11 protein-coding genes and 2 pseudogenes are annotated in these 15,552 nt (G+C 68.2%); 2 read left to right on the top strand and 11 right to left on the bottom strand.

What is annotated here, in order from left to right; all coding sequences use genetic code 11:
* Window positions 1–131 precede the first annotated feature (131 nt).
* Complete coding sequence (locus OY559_RS02565) at window positions 132–710, bottom strand: YceI family protein (protein ID WP_277728565.1); 579 nt, start codon at window positions 708–710, stop codon at window positions 132–134.
* A 24-nt stretch (window positions 711–734) separates the two neighbouring features.
* Entirely contained in the window at window positions 735–1,322 is a 588-nt protein-coding gene (locus tag OY559_RS02560; RefSeq protein ID WP_277728564.1) for a malonic semialdehyde reductase, read from the bottom strand.
* 117 nt (window positions 1,323–1,439) lie between these two features.
* Between OY559_RS02560 and OY559_RS02555 the strand changes: the two genes are divergently transcribed.
* The gene (locus tag OY559_RS02555; RefSeq protein ID WP_277728563.1) at window positions 1,440–2,420 is read left to right on the top strand and encodes a mitochondrial fission ELM1 family protein; all 981 of its coding nucleotides are present in this window, start codon (window positions 1,440–1,442) and stop codon (window positions 2,418–2,420) included.
* An 18-nt stretch (window positions 2,421–2,438) separates the two neighbouring features.
* On the opposite strand, the gene glnE is transcribed toward OY559_RS02555, so the two are convergent.
* The 4 genes from glnE to OY559_RS02535 all read right to left on the bottom strand — a co-directional run bounded on the left by glnE (window position 2,439) and on the right by OY559_RS02535 (window position 7,393).
* Window positions 2,439–5,252, bottom strand: coding sequence for a bifunctional [glutamate--ammonia ligase]-adenylyl-L-tyrosine phosphorylase/[glutamate--ammonia-ligase] adenylyltransferase (gene glnE / locus OY559_RS02550; RefSeq protein ID WP_277728562.1), 2,814 nt, complete (start codon window positions 5,250–5,252; stop codon window positions 2,439–2,441).
* Between the two features lie 188 nt (window positions 5,253–5,440).
* Window positions 5,441–6,109 carry a lipoyl(octanoyl) transferase LipB gene (lipB, locus tag OY559_RS02545; protein WP_277728561.1) on the bottom strand — a complete coding sequence of 223 codons (669 nt, stop codon included), beginning with the start codon at window positions 6,107–6,109 and terminating at the stop codon, window positions 5,441–5,443.
* Window positions 6,097–6,375, bottom strand: a complete 279-nt coding sequence (locus tag OY559_RS02540; RefSeq protein ID WP_277728560.1) for a DUF493 family protein — start codon at window positions 6,373–6,375, stop codon at window positions 6,097–6,099. The genes lipB and OY559_RS02540 overlap by 13 nt, the downstream gene beginning before the upstream one ends.
* A 100-nt stretch (window positions 6,376–6,475) precedes the next feature.
* Window positions 6,476–7,393 (bottom strand): CsgG/HfaB family protein, encoded by a 918-nt coding sequence (locus tag OY559_RS02535; RefSeq protein ID WP_277729895.1) that lies wholly within the window; start codon window positions 7,391–7,393, stop codon window positions 6,476–6,478.
* A gap of 260 nt (window positions 7,394–7,653) precedes the next feature.
* On the opposite strand from OY559_RS02535, the gene OY559_RS02530 reads away from it, so the two are divergent.
* On the top strand, window positions 7,654–8,526 hold the full coding sequence (locus OY559_RS02530; protein ID WP_277728559.1) for an EamA family transporter: 873 nt from the start codon (window positions 7,654–7,656) through the stop codon (window positions 8,524–8,526).
* A 58-nt stretch (window positions 8,527–8,584) separates the two neighbouring features.
* Here the strand turns inward: OY559_RS02530 and OY559_RS02525 are convergent.
* From OY559_RS02525 to mrdA, 5 genes and pseudogenes are all read right to left on the bottom strand, one after another.
* A pseudogene (locus OY559_RS02525) lies at window positions 8,585–9,779 on the bottom strand (D-alanyl-D-alanine carboxypeptidase family protein).
* Between the two features lie 113 nt (window positions 9,780–9,892).
* The gene (locus OY559_RS02520; RefSeq protein ID WP_277728558.1) at window positions 9,893–11,050 is read right to left on the bottom strand and encodes a septal ring lytic transglycosylase RlpA family protein; all 1,158 of its coding nucleotides are present in this window, start codon (window positions 11,048–11,050) and stop codon (window positions 9,893–9,895) included.
* Window positions 11,047–12,186, bottom strand: coding sequence for a lytic murein transglycosylase B (mltB, locus tag OY559_RS02515; RefSeq protein WP_277728557.1), 1,140 nt, complete (start codon window positions 12,184–12,186; stop codon window positions 11,047–11,049). Before mltB ends, OY559_RS02520 begins: the two co-directional genes overlap by 4 nt.
* A gap of 61 nt (window positions 12,187–12,247) precedes the next feature.
* Window positions 12,248–13,384, bottom strand: a complete 1,137-nt coding sequence (gene rodA, locus OY559_RS02510; protein ID WP_277728556.1) for a rod shape-determining protein RodA — start codon at window positions 13,382–13,384, stop codon at window positions 12,248–12,250.
* 326 nt (window positions 13,385–13,710) lie between these two features.
* A pseudogene (gene mrdA / locus OY559_RS02505) lies at window positions 13,711–15,549 on the bottom strand (penicillin-binding protein 2); the annotation flags it as partial.
* Between the last annotated feature and the right edge of the window lie 3 nt (window positions 15,550–15,552).

Below are 15,552 nucleotides of genomic sequence, written 5' to 3'. Positions count from 1 at the left end.
CGGCCAGTCTAGCAGCCGCTACCGTGGCGGCCCAAGAAAGGGGTTCCCCTGACGGAAAACGCCGCCCGGCGCGAGCGGGGCGGCGTTTCCGGCAACATCCGGCCGGCGCGCGAAGGCCGGGGAAGGCGTGCTTACTTCTTGGCGTCGGCCGTGGCTTCGGTGGTGATCTTCAGCGTCACTTCGTCGCTGACCATCGGGGCGTACGCGCCCACGCCGAAGTCGCTGCGCTTGACGGTGGCGGTGGCATCGAAGCCGATCGCCGGCACCTTCTTCATCGGGTGCTCGCCGGCCTTGTTGAGGGTCACGTCCAGCACCACCGGCTTGGTGATGCCCTTGATGGTCAGGTCACCGGTGACCTTCAGCTTGCCTTCGCCGGCCGCTTCCACCTGGGTGCTCTTGAAAGTGGCGGCCGGGTACTTGGCGGCGTCGAACCACTTGTCGCTGGTCAGGTGCTCATAGAACTGGTCGGCCAGCGCGCTCAGGCCGCTCAGCGGCAGGGTGACCTGGACGCTGGACGCGGAGACCTTGTCGGCGTCGTACACCAGGGTGCCGTCGGCCTGGCCGAAGTTGGCGCTGGGGTTGGAGAAACCGAAATGGTTCCAGGTCGCCAGCACGTTGGTGTGGCCGGGGTCGATCCTGTAGGTGACCGGCGCGGCGAAGGCGGAGCCGGCGAAGGCGAACAGGGCGGCAACGAGCAGGGTCTTGCGCATGGGGAATCTCCGGGTGGTGGGGTGTCAGAGGATGCGCGCGGCTTCGTCGAAGCCCAGGCGCGGGGAACGCGGGAAGATGCTGGACGGATCGCCATGGCCCAGGTTGACCAGGATGTCCGACTTGATGGCCGTGCCGGCGAAGAAGGCTTCGTCGACCTTGGCGGCGTTGAAACCGGTCATCGGACCGGCATCCAGGCCCAGCGCGCGCGCGGCGACGATCAGGTACCCCGCCTGCAGGCTGGCGTTGCGCAGCGCGGGCTTGAAGCGGTTCTCGCGCGGGCCGTCGAACCAGGCCTTGGCATCGGTATGCGGGAACAGGAACGGCAGCTTCTCGTGGAAGTCCTCATCGCGTCCGATGATGACGGTCACCGGTGCGGCCATGGTCTTGGCATAGTTGCCCTCGTCCAGCGCCGGACCCAGCTTGGCCTTGGCTTCGGCGGACTTCACGAACACGAAGCGTGCCGGCGTGGTGTTGGCCTGGGTGGGACCGAACTTCAGCAGGTCGTACAGCTGGCGCAGCGTGTCGTCGCTGACGTCACCGCTGAACGCGTTGTACGTACGGGCGGTGCGGAACAACTGGTCGAGCGAAGCGGCGTCGAGAACGTGGGGCATGGGTTACCTGTCGCAAGGAAGGGAGCCGCAGCGGCAGGGCCGGCAGCGCGAAGGGGCAGTGTAGGGTGTCCTGACTATGGCAACATCCAACCGACCCGGAACGGATTGTTTTAACTGGTGGAACGAACAAGCCCCGCCCAGGCCGATTCCCGCGGCCTCTGCACACTGACCGACGGCCACGCCGGCAACGTACGCCAAGCCCAGTCGCTGGCGTGTGCACTCGGTGGCGACGCGGGAAACGTGGTGCTCGAACCCCATGCACCGTGGCGCTGGACGGCGCCCCGGATATTGCCTGGCGCGGCGCACGCCTTCGGTACGGCGTTCCATGCCTTGCAGATGCAGCCGCCCGCACTCGTGATCGGCTGCGGTCGCCAGGCCGCGCTGGCCACGCGCCTGCTGCGCATGCATGGCAGCCGCGCCGTCCAGATCCTCCACCCGCGGATCGACCCGGTGCACTGGGACCTCGTCATCACGCCCGAACACGACGGCCTCGCCGGGCCGAACGTCCTCACGCTGCTGGGCAGCCTGAATCCGGTCGACGATGCCTGGCTGGCGGACGCGCGCGCCGCGTTCCCAACCTTCGCCGCCCTGCCCTCGCCCCGCACCGCGGTGCTGCTGGGCGGCGACAGCAAGCACTACCGTTTCGACGCCGCGGCGTTCGGGCGACTGGCAACCCGGCTGGATGAGGCGTCGGCCACGCAGAGCCTGATGGTCACCACGTCGCGTCGCACGCCGCCCGGGGTGGTCGATGCGGCGCGCCAGCGATGGTCGGGGCGCGCGAACACCTTGCTCTGGTGCGGCTCCGCCGATGGCCCGAACCCGTATGCAGGCCTGTTGGCCTGGGCCGACCGCATCGTGTGCACGCCGGAGTCGGTCAACATGGTGTCGGAGGCCTGCGGTACGCGCGTGCCGGTGCAGGTGTTCGAACCCGATCGCGTCAACGGCCGTCTCCGTCGCTTCATCGATGCGCTGCTGCAGCGTGGTCGCATCCGCGATCTCGCCGACGGACCGGTGCCGTTCGGTGGCGACCCCTTGCGCGAGACCGCCCGCATCGCCGCGGAAGTGCGGACCCGCCTGGGCCTGCTGCCCCTCCCGTAAAGCGGGCCATGCCCGCCGCTATCGGAGATCGAACCCGAGCCCGTGCGCGGCCGTCGTCCGCATCACCACCGCGCGCGCCGTCGCCAGCGCCGCGTTCTCGACGACCAGCCGCGGACGCCGGTCCAGCGTGCAGGCCAGACCCTCGGCGACGAAGGTCGCGTGGACCGCATCCAGCGCGTCCGATTCGTCTGCCGACAAGGCACCTTCGGCCAGCAGGGCAGCGATCAGCCCCGGCGTGTCGCGTGGCTGCAGCAGCGCCGGCTGCTCTGCTGCGTCGCGCAGCACCAGGTACTGCAGCAGGAATTCCAGGTCGACCAGGCCGCCGGCGCCCTGCTTCAGGTCGAAGCGCGCCACGTCACTGCGATCGAGCTCGTTGCGCATGCGGGTCCGCATCTTCACCACCTCGTCCCGCAACATGCCGCCATCGCGCAAGCGCGCCAGCGTCGCGATGCGGGTGTCCTCGAACGCCTGCAGCAGCGTGGCGTCGCCGGCAACGCCGCGCGCGCGCACCAGCGCCTGGTGCTCCCATGTCCACGCGCGCTCGCGCTGGTATTCGGTGAAGCTGGCCAGCGACGAGACCAGTAGACCCTTGGCACCGTCCGGGCGCAGGCGCACATCCACATCATAGAGCCGTCCCGCCGCCGTCACCGCGCCAAGCAGCGCGACGATCTTCTGCGCGAGTCGCGCATACCAGCGACCGGCTTCCATCGGGCGTGCGCCGTCGGACTCCGACCCGGCCGGCGCATCGAACAGGAAGACGAGGTCCAGGTCCGAACCGAAGCCGAGTTCCTCGCCGCCGAGGCTGCCGTAGCCGATCACCGCGAACCGCCCGCCTGCGACAACGCCATGTGCCGGCGCGACATCGCGCGTGGCGACCTGCACGACCACGCGGACCACCTCGTCGGCCAGCCACGCCAACTGGCGCACGCTGTCGCGCGCGGCCTGGCGGCCATCCAGCGCAGCCAACGCCACCCGGAAACTCAACGCGAGCCGGCGCTCGTTCAACACGCGCAGGCAGGTCTCCGGATCATCCTCCAGCAACGCGGCCTCGCACTCGGCGCGCAACTCGCCGCGGTCTGGCATGGGACCGGAGACCCGTGTGTCCAGCAGCTCGTCGAGCAGCAGGGGATACTGCGCCAACCGCTCGGACAGCAGCGCACTGCGCGCCAGCACGTTGACCAACCGCGCCAGTGCGCTGGGCTGTTCGTCGAGCAGCGCGAGATAGCTGGCACGGCGCAGGATCGCCTGCAACAGCGACAAAACGCGCCGCAATGCCGCATCCGGTTGCGACGAGCGTGCGCAGGCGTCGAGCAAGGCCGGCAGCACGCGGTCGAGCCGCGCGCGCGAACCATCGGACAGCGCGCGCACGCCACTGAACTGGGCGAACTCGCGCAGCGCACCGTCGGCACTGCCTGCATCGGCGAATCCGGACGCGGCCAACGTCTCCACATCGCCGCCATCGGGCAGCGCGCGCCAGTACAGTGCCAGCGCATCCGGCGCGGCATCGCGCTGGCGCGGTGCGAGCAGTTCGGCGAACTCGGCCGACACCCGCGCACGCTGCAGGTCCAGCGCGGCGCGCAGCGCATCCCAGTCCGGATAGTCCAGCCCCCGCGCGATGCGGTGACGGTCCATCGCAGCCTCCGGCAGCGCATGCGTCTGCGCATCGCGCAGCATCTGCAGGCGATTCTCCAGCCGGCGCAGGAACCGGTAGGCCTGCGCCAGCGCATCGCCCTCCTCTTCGGACATCTGTCGCGTGGCGACCAGCGCGGCCAAGGCCATGCGCAGCCTCCGCTCGCGCAGCGCGGCTTCGCGTCCGCCGCGGATCAGCTGCAAGGCCTGCACCAGGAATTCGATCTCGCGGATGCCTCCCGGCCCGCGCTTGATGTCGTCGGCCAGTTCACGCCGCGCGACCTCGGCGGCGATGGCGGCCTTCATCTCGCGCAGGCCATCGAGCGCGGTGTAGTCCAGGTAGCGCCGGTAGACGAAGGGACGCAGCGACTCCAGCCACTGCTCGCCCGCTTCGATGTCGCCCGCCACCGCGCGCGCCTTCAGCCAGGCATAACGCTCCCAGTCGCGGCCTTCGCGCTGGAAGTACTGGTCCATGCCCGCGAACGACAACGCCACGCGGCCGGCATTGCCGAAGGGGCGCAGGCGCAGGTCGACACGGTGGCAGAAGCCGTCGACGGTCGGCTCATCCAGCAGTTTCGCCAGCCGCTGGCCCAGCCGCATGAAATAATCCTCCGCCGCGAGCGATCGCGCGTCATCGGACTCGCCGCCTTGCGGGTACGCATAGACCAGGTCGATGTCCGACGAGAAGTTCAGTTCGCCACCGCCCAGCTTGCCAAGACCGAATACGACCAGGCGTTGCACGCTGCCGTCGGGCGCTCGCACCACACCATGACGCTGTGCGAACTCCGCTTCCAATGCATCCAGCGCGGTCTGCAGGCAGACCTCGGCCAATCGCGTGGTGCCTGCAAGCGTGTCGTCGACGGTATCGAGGCCATGCACATCGCGCCACACCAGGCGCGTGGATTCGGCGGTGCGGTAGCGACGCAGCAACTCGGGCCATTGCACGGTGTTGTCCGCCACCAGCGCAGGCACCGGCCACGGGGCGGCGCCATCATCGTGCAGCAGGGCGCTCAGCAGGTCGGGCTGGCGGCGCAGTGTTTCCAGGGCGAAATCGCTGGCCGCGATCACGCGCGATACGAGATCGACATTGCGCGCGTCGCCGAGCAGGGCATCCAGATCCGGCGACGCGGTGCGCAGGCGCGCCAACCCGCGTTCGGTCAGCGCATCAAGCTCGGTGTCGAGGGAGAGGGTCGCGTCGTTCATGCCGGCGGATTGTGGCATGGGCCAACGGCTGTTGTAGGAGCGACGTGAGTCGCGACCGCGGACCACGACTCGGCGTTGAGGCCTGGTCAGGACGCTTCATGTCAGGGGGCATGCTTTTGCACTCCCTCCACGCTCGCTGGCAGGCCAGCCGTGCGGTCGCGACTGACGTCTCTCCTACAACAAGCGGATTACGCCGCCTGCGACAGATCCGGCAACGCCGCTTCGTGCTGCAGCGACAGGCCGAACTGGTCCGCCATGTGCTTCAGCAATACCGACTTCACCTGGTCCATGCTGCTCGGACCGCCGAGGTCGGCCAGCGAAACCACCTGCAGGCCCTGGTAGCCGCAGGGGTTGATGCGGTGGAACGGTTCCAGGTCCATCGCGATGTTGAACGCCAGGCCATGGAACGTGCAGCCGCGCCGCACGCGGATGCCGAGCGCCCCGATCTTGGCGCCGGCCACGTACACGCCGGGGGCGCCCTCCTTGCGTTCGGCATGGATGTTCCATTCCTCAAGCGTGTCGATCATCGCCTGCTCGATCTTGCAGACGTAGTCCCGCACGCCGACTCTCAGGCGCTTCAGGTCGAACAGCGGATACGCGACGATCTGACCGGGGCCGTGATAGGTCACCTGCCCGCCGCGGTCGACGTGGATGACCGGGATGTCGCCCGGCGCCAGCACGTGTTCGTCCTTGCCGGCCTGGCCGAGGGTGAACACCGGATCGTGCTCGACCACCCACAGTTCATCGCCGGTGGTATCGGTGCGCGCGTCGGTGAAGCGCTGCATGGCGCGCCACACCGGCTCATACGGTTGCCGTCCCAGTTCGCGGACGATGCAGGGCGACGTCACAGCGTCCACTTCACTTCCGGATGGTCGCGCAACGCAACGTGGGCGGCGTCGTACTGGGCGCGGTCGTTGGCCTGGAAGCGGATGCGGACGGACACGTACTTGCCGTTGGCTGAGTGCTTCCACGTGATGTCTTCATGCACCACCGCGACGCCGGAGGCTTCCAGCAGGCGGGGAAGTTCGGTTTCCAGCCCGGTGCCGGCCGTGCCCATGGCACTGAGCTCGAAGGTGCCGGGAAACTGGAAGCCGTGTTCGGGGTTGTCGGATTTGATTTCCATGCGGGAATTATTGGGATGGCGGGCGGGAAAGCCAAGCCGTGGGCATCCCGGAACGAGGAAGGGCCGCTTTCGCGGCCCTTCGTGCACACCAGCAGGCGGCTCAGCGCGCCAGCTGCACCAGGCTGGACGACACCCAGCCCTTGTTGCCCAACTCATCCTCGACTTCCCACATCATTCCGTCCTTGTTGCCGGTGGGGTACAGCAGCATGCCCGGGTCGAGGTCGCGCACGGCCTTGCCGGTGCCCTTGGGATTGGCGAACAGGCGACCCGGCTTGGTCATTTCCACTGCCTGCTGGGCGTTGGAAGCGGACGCGTTGCCGGACAGGCCGCCCAGCTCGGTCACCAGGTTGGTGTACGCCTGCAGGTAGGCCAGCGTGATGACCTGGCCGATCTCGGTGTTGGCGTAGCCGCTGGCGCCGCCGCCGCCCCAGTGGCTGCCCGTGAACAGACTGCCACCCGCGCCCCAGCCGATGTCGGTCTTCTTCGCGCTGCCCTCGGCCATCGCGACCTGTTCGGAGGAACGCACGTCGGTGACCGTCAGCACCACGTCGGCGGTCTTCTTCTTGAAGTCGAGGCCGCCCACGGCGCGGCCGAGGTTGCCACCCACCAGCCCCCCCAGCAGGCCACTGATCGCATTGCCGCCGGCATTGCTGTTCTGCGAGATCAGGTCCGGCACCAGCACGTAGTCGGCGGCGCGGATCTGGCCCTTGCCGATGTTGGAGCGGTTGCGCAGCTCGCCGCTGGCGGCCAGGTCGCGCTCGGCCATCGCCGCGCCCATGCCCACGCCGCGATCAACGAGGGTGAAGCAACGCGACTTGTTGACGAAGACCTTGATCAGTTTCGATGGCGCCGGCAGCTGCTGGCCGCTCCACCAGTTCACGCCGTCCTCCGGCTCGATCACCGAGATCGCGCCCAGCGGCTTGGTGCAGGTCGGGATCTCGGCCATCTGCTGCTTGCGCTGGTCCTGCGCGCTCTGGCGCTGCGCGAAGGCAGGCAGCGTGGCGGCGATCGCCAGCATGCCCACTGCGATGCGGAGCGTGTTGTTCATTCCCCTGTTCACTTGTATATCTCCTTGAAAGGTTGTCGCCCCCTGTGGGGCATTCCATCGATGCGGAGGCGTCACGGCACATGCGCCGACGTCCCCGCCCTCGATGATAGGCCATGGCAGCCGTATACCCCGCTAGGCACGATAAATGTGACGGGCTCCGGCCAGCAATGCGGCGCGATGGCCTGCCCGCGCCTTGCGCGATAATCCGCTCCCCTCCCGCGAGTCCTGCCGTGCCCTACCTGCTCGTCAGCGTCGTCTGCAGCGTCCTGGTCTCGGTGCTGCTCAAGCTGATGCAGCGGCGCGGCATCGATATCGCCCAGGGCATCACCTGGAACTACCTGGCCGCGTCGTTGCTGTGCTTCGCGCTGCTGGACCCCCCGCTGGCAGCCCTCTCGCGCGCCGACGCGCCGCACCTGGAGCTGGCCCTGCTGGCCCTGTTGCTGCCCGGCATTTTCCTGGCACTGTCGGCGTCGGTGCGCGCAGCCGGCATCGTGCGCACCGACGTGGCGCAACGGATGTCGCTGGTGCTGTCGCTGCTGGCGGCGTTCCTGTGGTTCGGCGAACGCGTGGACAGCCTGAGGATCACCGGCCTCGTCCTCGGCGTGGTGGCCATCGTCATGCTGGTGCTGCGCCCGCGATCAGGGCCGGCCCGCGATGCGGACGCGGACTGGACCGGCTGGGCGCTGCCGCTGCTCGTGCTGGTGGGCTACGCGAGCGTCGACGTGCTGTTGAAGCGTCTTTCCGCAGCGGGCACGCCGTTTGCCGCTTCGCTGCAGGTGGCCTTCGTCTCGGCCTTCGTGGTGATGCTGGTCGTACAGATGCTGCGGGCCTGGCGTGCGCGGATCGCGTTGACCGGCGCCGCGCTTGCCAGTGGCCTTCTGCTGGGCACGCTGAATTTCGCCAACATCCTGTTCTACGTGAAGGCCCACCGCGCACTGCCGGAGAATCCGGCGGTGGTGTTCTCGATGATGAACATCGGCGTGGTGCTGCTGGGCACGCTGGTGGGCGTGTCCGGTTTCGGCGAACGGCTGAGCCGCCTCAATCTGCTGGCCATCCCCATTGCGATTCTGGCGATCGGCTTGATTGCCGCGGGCATGCGCTGAGAAGGAAATGAAGAAGCCGGCTTTCGCCGGCTTCTTCGTCATCATGGTGCGCGCCGGATCACTCCGACTCCCACCACATCCAGAAGGCATCCCACAGGCGCTTGAAGAAGCCGGCTTCCTCGATGGCGGTGATCGCCACCAGCGGGGATTCGGCCACGACCTTGCCGTCCAGCGTGACCTTCACCGTGCCGATGGCCTGGCCTGCGGTGATCGGCGCGACCAGCGTCTTCGGCACGTCCATGGTCGGCTTCAGGTCCTCGTAGCGGCCGCGCGGGACGCTGACCAGCATCGGCTGCGCGACGCCCAGCTGGACTTCCTTGGCCTTGCCCTTCCACACGCGCTGGGTGGCGATGGCCTTGCCAGGCTCGTACAGGCGGTGCGTTTCATAGAAGCGGAAGCCCCAGTTCAGCAGCGCCAGGCTGTCGTCGGCGCGCTGCTTCTCGGACGTGGACCCCATCACCACGGCGATCAGGCGCTGGTCGCCGCGCTTGGCCGAACTCATCAGGCAATAGCCGGCCGCGGAATGGTGGCCGGTCTTGATGCCGTCGACACTGGGGTCGCGCCACAACAGCAGGTTGCGGTTCGGCTGGGTGATGGCGCCAACCGTGAATTCCTTGATCTTGTTGAAGGCGTACTGCTCGGGATGTTCGCGGATCATCGCGCGCCCCAGCAGGGCCAGGTCGTAGGCGGTGGAGTAGTGCTCCGGCGCCGACAGGCCATGCGCGTTGACGAAGTGCGAACCCTTCATGCCGATCTGCGCGGCGTAGTTGTTCATCAGCGACGCGAACGCTTCCTGGCTGCCGGCGGCATGCTCGGCCAGCGCGATTGCGGCGTCGTTGCCGGACTGCACGGCCATGCCGGTTTCCATGTCCAGCAGCGAAGCGGTCTTGTTGACGGCAAACCCGCTGTAACTGCCATCGGTGCCGGCGCCACCTTCGCGCCACGCGCGTTCGCTCATCATCACCTGGTCGGTGGGCTTGATCTTGCCGTTCTTCTGCTCGGCCGCCAGCACGTACGAGGTCATGACCTTGGTGATGCTGGCCGGTTCGACGCGCTCGTTGTAGTTCTCACCCGCCAGCACCTGGCCGGTGATGTAGTCCATCAACACCCAGGCAGTGGCGGTGGGCGTGGGGGCGGGCGGGATGGCCACGGCGGCAGTCGGGGCGGCGGCAGGCGTCAGGGGCGCGGGGGGTCTGGGCGATGGCCCCCATGGCGGTGGTCGCAAGCGCGGCGAGAACGAAACGGAACTTCATCGGCGGAAAACTCCTGGCGAGGCCGTGGGCCTGACGGTTCAAGGCGAATATTGTAGGGAGGCCGGCCGTGGCACGGGTTGGAAAAGCGAAAAAAACGGCGGACGGTATCGAGCCTAGTCGCGGACGATCTGCGGACGACCGAAGCCCAGGCCGGCGATCCGGCCCGCCAGCGCCTCCGCCGACGCGGCGTCCGTCGCGCCCACGCGCAACCGCCACAGCGGGCGTTCCGCACCGGGCACGTCGCTGAGCCGCGCATCGGCGATGCCCGCGGCGAGCAGGCGCGCGAGCGCGCGATCGGCATTGTCGCGGCTGGAGAAGCTGGCGACCTGCAGCTGCAGGACTGGCGAGAGGGGCGGCATGGGCGACACGGCCGCCGCCTGCGGAACCGCGGGCGTCGAAGCCACCGTCGCGGCCGCCACCGGCACACCGGGCTTGCCGGACGCCACGCGCACGCCGTTGGCCTTCATCCAGGCCTCGAAACCGGCCGCACTCGGCGCATCACCCGGCTTGGCGGGCACGTGGTAGCGCGCGGCATCCTTCGGCAATTGCCCTACCAACTGGTCGATCGCCGAAGGCGACGGTGCGGGCGCGGCGGCAAGCGCGCTGCCGTCCGGCGTCAGCGCGCGCACTTCGACGCGCCCGGTGCCGCGATGGGTGATGCCAAGGCGCACGGCAGCGGCATAACTCAGATCGATCACGCGGCCTTCGTGGAACGGCCCGCGGTCGTTCACCCGCACGACCACCGACTTGCCGTTGTCCAGGTTGGTGACGCGCGCGAAGCTGGGCAGTGGCAGCGACTTGTGCGCGGCGCTGTAGGCGTACATGTCGTACACCTCCTGGTTGGAGGTGCGACGGCCATGGAACTTGTTGCCGTAGTACGACGCCGTACCCTGCTCCACATAGCCATCGACGCGGTCGAGCACGCGATACTGCTTGCCCAGCACCGAGTACGGCGACTTGTTGCCCACGCGCGAGCGCGGCTCGGCGGTGACGACCGGCTCACGGATGCAGTCCAGGTCCGGCACGTGGTCAGGCGTGGTGTCCGACACGCCCGGCTTGTAGAGACCGCCTGCGGTGTAATTGCCGCGCGTGGACACATCTTCCTGCGCCGGCGCATAGCGCGAGCAGTCCCTGCCTGCGATCCCGGACGATGGCGTGGCCGGTGCCGGCGTTGCCGCGCCGCCCAGCGTGGAAGGCGAAGGCGGCTTCCTGGGCGCCGTGCCGCATGCGGCCAAGGCCACTGCCAGCACGGGCAATGCCAGCCACTTCATGCCGACGGGATCTCTCGGCCCGCGATGGCCTGCGACAGCTGATGCACCGCCATCGCGTACATCTTCGAATTGTTGTAGCGGGTGATGGCGTAGTAGTTCTGGAAGCCCAGCCAGTACTGCTTGCCGTCGGCGCCATCCAGCTGCACCAGCGTGGCGGTCGCATCGGGCGCCACCGGATCCAGCGGGCGGTAGCCTTTCTCGGCCAGCTGCGCCAGCGTGTAGTCCGGCGTCCAGGTTTCCGGGTTGAACTCGGCGAAGCCGTCCTGCAACTGCGCGCGCGCGACCACCGGGCCGCCCGGCACCCAGCCACCGCGCTCGCCGCCCTTCTTGCGGAAGTAGTTGGCGATGGACGCGAAAATGTCCGGATAGGTGGTGAACAGGTCGCGACGACCGTCGCCGTTGCCGTCCACTGCGAACTCGCGGTAACTGGACGGCATGAACTGGCCCAGCCCCATCGCGCCGGCGTAGCTGCCGGTCAGCGAGGCGATGTCGAGCTTCTCCTCACGACCCAGCGCGAACAGCTGCGCCAGTTCGTCGCGGAAAAACTGCTCGCGACGGTGTTCGTAAGCGGCACGTTCCGGATTGCCCGTGCGCGGGTAGCGGAACGCCAGCGTGTACAGCGCGTCCAGCACCTTGTGCCGACCAGTGAAACCACCGTAGTTGGTTTCCACACCGATGATCGAGACGATCACTTCGGCGGGCACGCCGTACTGCTGTTCGACGCGGGTGAGTTCATCGCGGTGTTGGGTGATGAACGTGCGGCCGCCATCGATGCGCGCCTGCGTAAGGAAGCCGACGCGGTATTCGCTCCACGGCTTCACCCGCTCGGCGGGACGCGACATCGCCGCGACCACGCTGTCGAGGAACTGCGCCTTGGCCAGTGTGGCTTCGATCTCGACCGGGGCGATGCCGTATTTCGCCGCCGTGTCCTGCACGAACTGCGCGCGCGCGGTGGGGAAATCGACCGGCTTCAGCGCTTCCGGCGGCACCTCGGCCACGCGCTCGACCGATGTCTCGGCCGGCGTCGCCGGGGCAGGAGCGGGAGGCGTCGCCGAAGCAGCGGGCGGCGGCGGTTGCGGTGTGGCACAGGACGCCAGGCCCAGCACCAGCAGACAGGAAAGTGCGTGTCGCATCATCGGCGCGAGAGTAGCACGCGACTTTGCGTGCAGGGTGAACAGAGCGCGTCGTGATGCGGCATCAATATCCATGCACGGGCCGGTGCGCACGCACCGCCATCACCAGGCCCAGACCCGCGAGCAGCGAGACCGCGGACGTGCCGCCGTAACTCAGCAACGGCATCGGCACACCGACCACCGGAAGCAGGCCGGACACCATGCCGCCATTGACGATGACGTACACGAACAGCGCCATGCCCAGCGTGCCGGCAAGCAGGCGCGAATAGGTGTCGCGCGCATCCATCGCGATCCACAGGCAACGACCGACGACGAACAGGTACAGCGACAGCGCCACCGCCACGCCAGCCCAGCCGAATTCCTCCGACAGCACCGAGAAGATGAAGTCGGTGGTGTGCTCCGGCAGGTAGTCCAGGTGCGACTGCGAACCTTGCCCCCACCCCTTGCCGGTCCATCCGCCGCCGCCGATCGCGATCTTCGACTGCAGGATGTTCCAGCCCGCGCCGAGCGGATCGTTCTCGGGATCACGGAAGGTCAGGATGCGGTTCTGCTGGTATTCGCGCAGGAAGGAGAACCACGAGATCGGCGCGAACATCACCAGGCTCACCGCGGTGCCGCCCAGCACGCCCGCCGTCATGAACCACCACCACGACAACCCCGCCAGATACAGCCCGAACACGCCACTGGCGGCGACCAGCATCGCCGTGCCGAAATCCGGCTGCATCAGGATCAGGCCGGTCGGCAGCCCGATCAGCAGCGCCGACACGAAGATCGTGCGCCAGCCGGGCGGCAGCGGCTCGCGATGCAGGTACCACGCCAGCATCATCGGCAGCGCGATCTTCAGCAGTTCCGACGGCTGCAGGTAGAAGAACTTCAGGTCGATCCAGTGCGCGCCGTGCTTGCCGGTGCCGATGAACAGCACCAGCACCAACGGCACCAGCGCCACCGCGAACACACCCGGTGTCCAGGCGCGCAGCCGCACCGGCGAGACGCGCGACAGCGCCCACATCGCCACCAGGCCCACGCCGAAGCGCACGCCCTGCGCCAGTACCAGACGCGAACCCAGCGCTTCGCCACCGGCGCTGTACAGCACCGCCAGGCCGATCGCCATCAAGGCGACCAGCGCACCCAGCAATGGCCAGTCCAGCGTGCGCAACAGATGGCGCAGCAGATCGAAACCCCAGCGCAGCAGGTCGGTCATGCCGATGTCCTCAACGCGCACGCGCCTGCAAGCCCCTCTCCCCTCGGGAGAGGGGTTGAGGTGAGGGTCGGGACAGGCGCGATGGCGACCATGTCATGCGAATGCGGTGCGAGCGCGGCCATGCCATGAACGCCTCCACCCATCCGATCTCCGCCAACCCTCACCCCAACCCCTCTCCCGGCGGGAGAGGGGCTTTGAGCGGGTGCTCCCGACGGTGGCGACACCGACGGAGTGGGCGTCTCTGGCGTGGCCTGAGGCACGGGTGGGCTCGGTGGAGCGTTGCCGCTTCCCGTTCCCGGATCCCCGCCCTCCACCGCTTCCTTCTCCGGCATCTTCCCCAGCAGGTACGCATCGAAAATCTTGCGCGCCATCGGTCCCGCGGTGCTGCCGCCGTAGCCGCCACCTTCCACCGCGATGGCGATGGCGATCGTGGGGTTGTCGGCAGGCGCGAAACCGACGAAGAGCGAGCGATGGCGCAGATGCATCGGCAGGCTGCGCGGATCGACGGCGGCGGTGCCGCGACGGCTGATCACCTGTGCGGTGCCGGTCTTGCCGGCCATCAGATAGGGCGCGCCCAGGGCGACGCGCCAGCCGGTACCGCCCGGCTGCATGGTGTCCTGCATGCCCAGCCGCACCACCGCCACGTTCGCGGGGTTGGGACTGATCGCAATTGGCGCAGGCTGCGGCATCGGCTCCCACGGTCGATCGAAGCCCACGCGGGTCTGGCTGACCAGGTGCGGACGCCGCATCTGCCCGTTGGCGATCCCGGCCGTGGCCCGCACGAGCTGCAGCGGCGTGACCTTCCAGTCGCCCTGCCCGATGGCGACGTTGACCGTGTCGCCCGGGTACCAGCGCTCCTTGCGCGCCTTCAGTTTGGCCTGCGGCGACGGCAGGATGCCGCCGATTTCGCCACGCAGGTCGACGCCGGTGGGTTGGCCGAACCCGTAGTGCTCCATGTAGTCGTCGAACTGGGTGATGCCCAGGTCCAGCGCGAGTCGGTAGTAATAGGTGTTGACCGACTGCGAGATCGACTTGCGCAGGTCGGTGACGCCATGCCCGCGCCGGCTGGCATCGCCCCAGCCGCGGCTGGTGCCCGGCAGGTAGAACATGCCGGTCGAGACGACGGTGTCCTCGGGCTTGCGCTTGCCACTGTCCAGGCCGGCCAGCGCGATCAGCGGCTTCAGCGTCGAGCCCGGCGCCACGCCACCCAGCACCAGGCGGTTGAACTGCGGCCGCGAAGGGTTCTCGTTGAGCGCCTTGAAGTCCTTGCTGGAGATGCCGTTGACGAACAGGTTGGGGTCGTAGCTGGGCAGGCTGACCATCGCCAGGATTTCACCCGTGCGCGGATCGACCGCGATCGCCGAGCCTTCCAGTTCACCGAACGAATCGACGATGGCCTGTTGCAGTTTCGCATCCACGCTCAGCCGCAGGTCGGTACCCGCCTGTGCCGGCACGCGCCCGACCACGCGCAGCGCGCGCCCCTCCACGTTGGTTTCGACCTTCTCGTAGCCGATCTTCCCGCGCAGTTGTTCGTCGTAGTAGCGCTCCAACCCGGTCTTGCCGATGTGGGTCAGGGCGGAATTGATCTCGCCCAGTTGCTCGAGGTCCTTCTCGTCCACGCGGCCCACGTAGCCGACGATGTGCGCGAACAGGTCGCCGTAGGGATAGCGCCGGGTCAGGTAGGGCACCAGCTCGACGCCCGGATAACGCCAGCGGTCCACCGCGAAGCGCGCCATTTCCTCCTCGCCCACGCGCAGCTTGAGCGTGATCGGGCGGAACCCGCGCGTGGCCTTGCGCGTGGCCTCGAAGCGTTCGATGTCTTCGGGCGAGAGTTCGATGATCCTGCCGAGCTCGGCCACCAGCTTTGCCGGTTCCTTCACCTTGTCCGGGGTGACGTCGAGCCGGAACGCCGGCACGTTCTCCGCCAGCAGCAGTCCATTGCGATCGTAGATGGTGCCGCGGCCGGGCACGACGGGACGCGGACGGATGCGGTTGGCTTCCGAGCGCGTGGCGTAGTCGTCGTGATCGACCACCTGCAGCTTGAAGTACCAGGCCCCCAGGCCGATCAGGCACAGCGCCACCACCACGAAGCCCGTCACCGCGCGCCGACGGAACTGGTCGGCTTCGGCATGCGGGTTCTTGCTGCGCCGGCGCGGCCCGATCATCGC

It is taken from the genome of Pseudoxanthomonas sp. SE1 (genome assembly GCF_029542205.1).
GTDB lineage: Bacteria > Pseudomonadota > Gammaproteobacteria > Xanthomonadales > Xanthomonadaceae > Pseudoxanthomonas_A.
Note: the sequence above shows the minus strand (reverse complement) of the source record. Positions and strands in the feature narration are given on the sequence as shown.

Bases quoted from the DNA above. Each gene is read 5' to 3' on its own strand.
- OY559_RS02560 (WP_277728564.1), bottom strand. From the start codon at position 1,322: ATGCCCCACGTTCTCGACGCCGCTTCGCTCGACCAGTTGTTCCGCACC.
- OY559_RS02520 (WP_277728558.1), bottom strand. From the start codon at position 11,050: ATGAAGTGGCTGGCATTGCCCGTGCTGGCAGTGGCCTTGGCCGCATGC.
- OY559_RS02565 (WP_277728565.1), bottom strand. From the start codon at position 710: ATGCGCAAGACCCTGCTCGTTGCCGCCCTGTTCGCCTTCGCCGGCTCC.
- OY559_RS02540 (WP_277728560.1), bottom strand. From the start codon at position 6,375: ATGGAAATCAAATCCGACAACCCCGAACACGGCTTCCAGTTTCCCGGC.
- glnE (WP_277728562.1), bottom strand. From the start codon at position 5,252: ATGAACGACGCGACCCTCTCCCTCGACACCGAGCTTGATGCGCTGACC.
- rodA (WP_277728556.1), bottom strand. From the start codon at position 13,384: ATGACCGACCTGCTGCGCTGGGGTTTCGATCTGCTGCGCCATCTGTTG.
- mltB (WP_277728557.1), bottom strand. From the start codon at position 12,186: ATGATGCGACACGCACTTTCCTGTCTGCTGGTGCTGGGCCTGGCGTCC.
- OY559_RS02535 (WP_277729895.1), bottom strand. From the start codon at position 7,393: ATGCTGGCGATCGCCGCCACGCTGCCTGCCTTCGCGCAGCGCCAGAGC.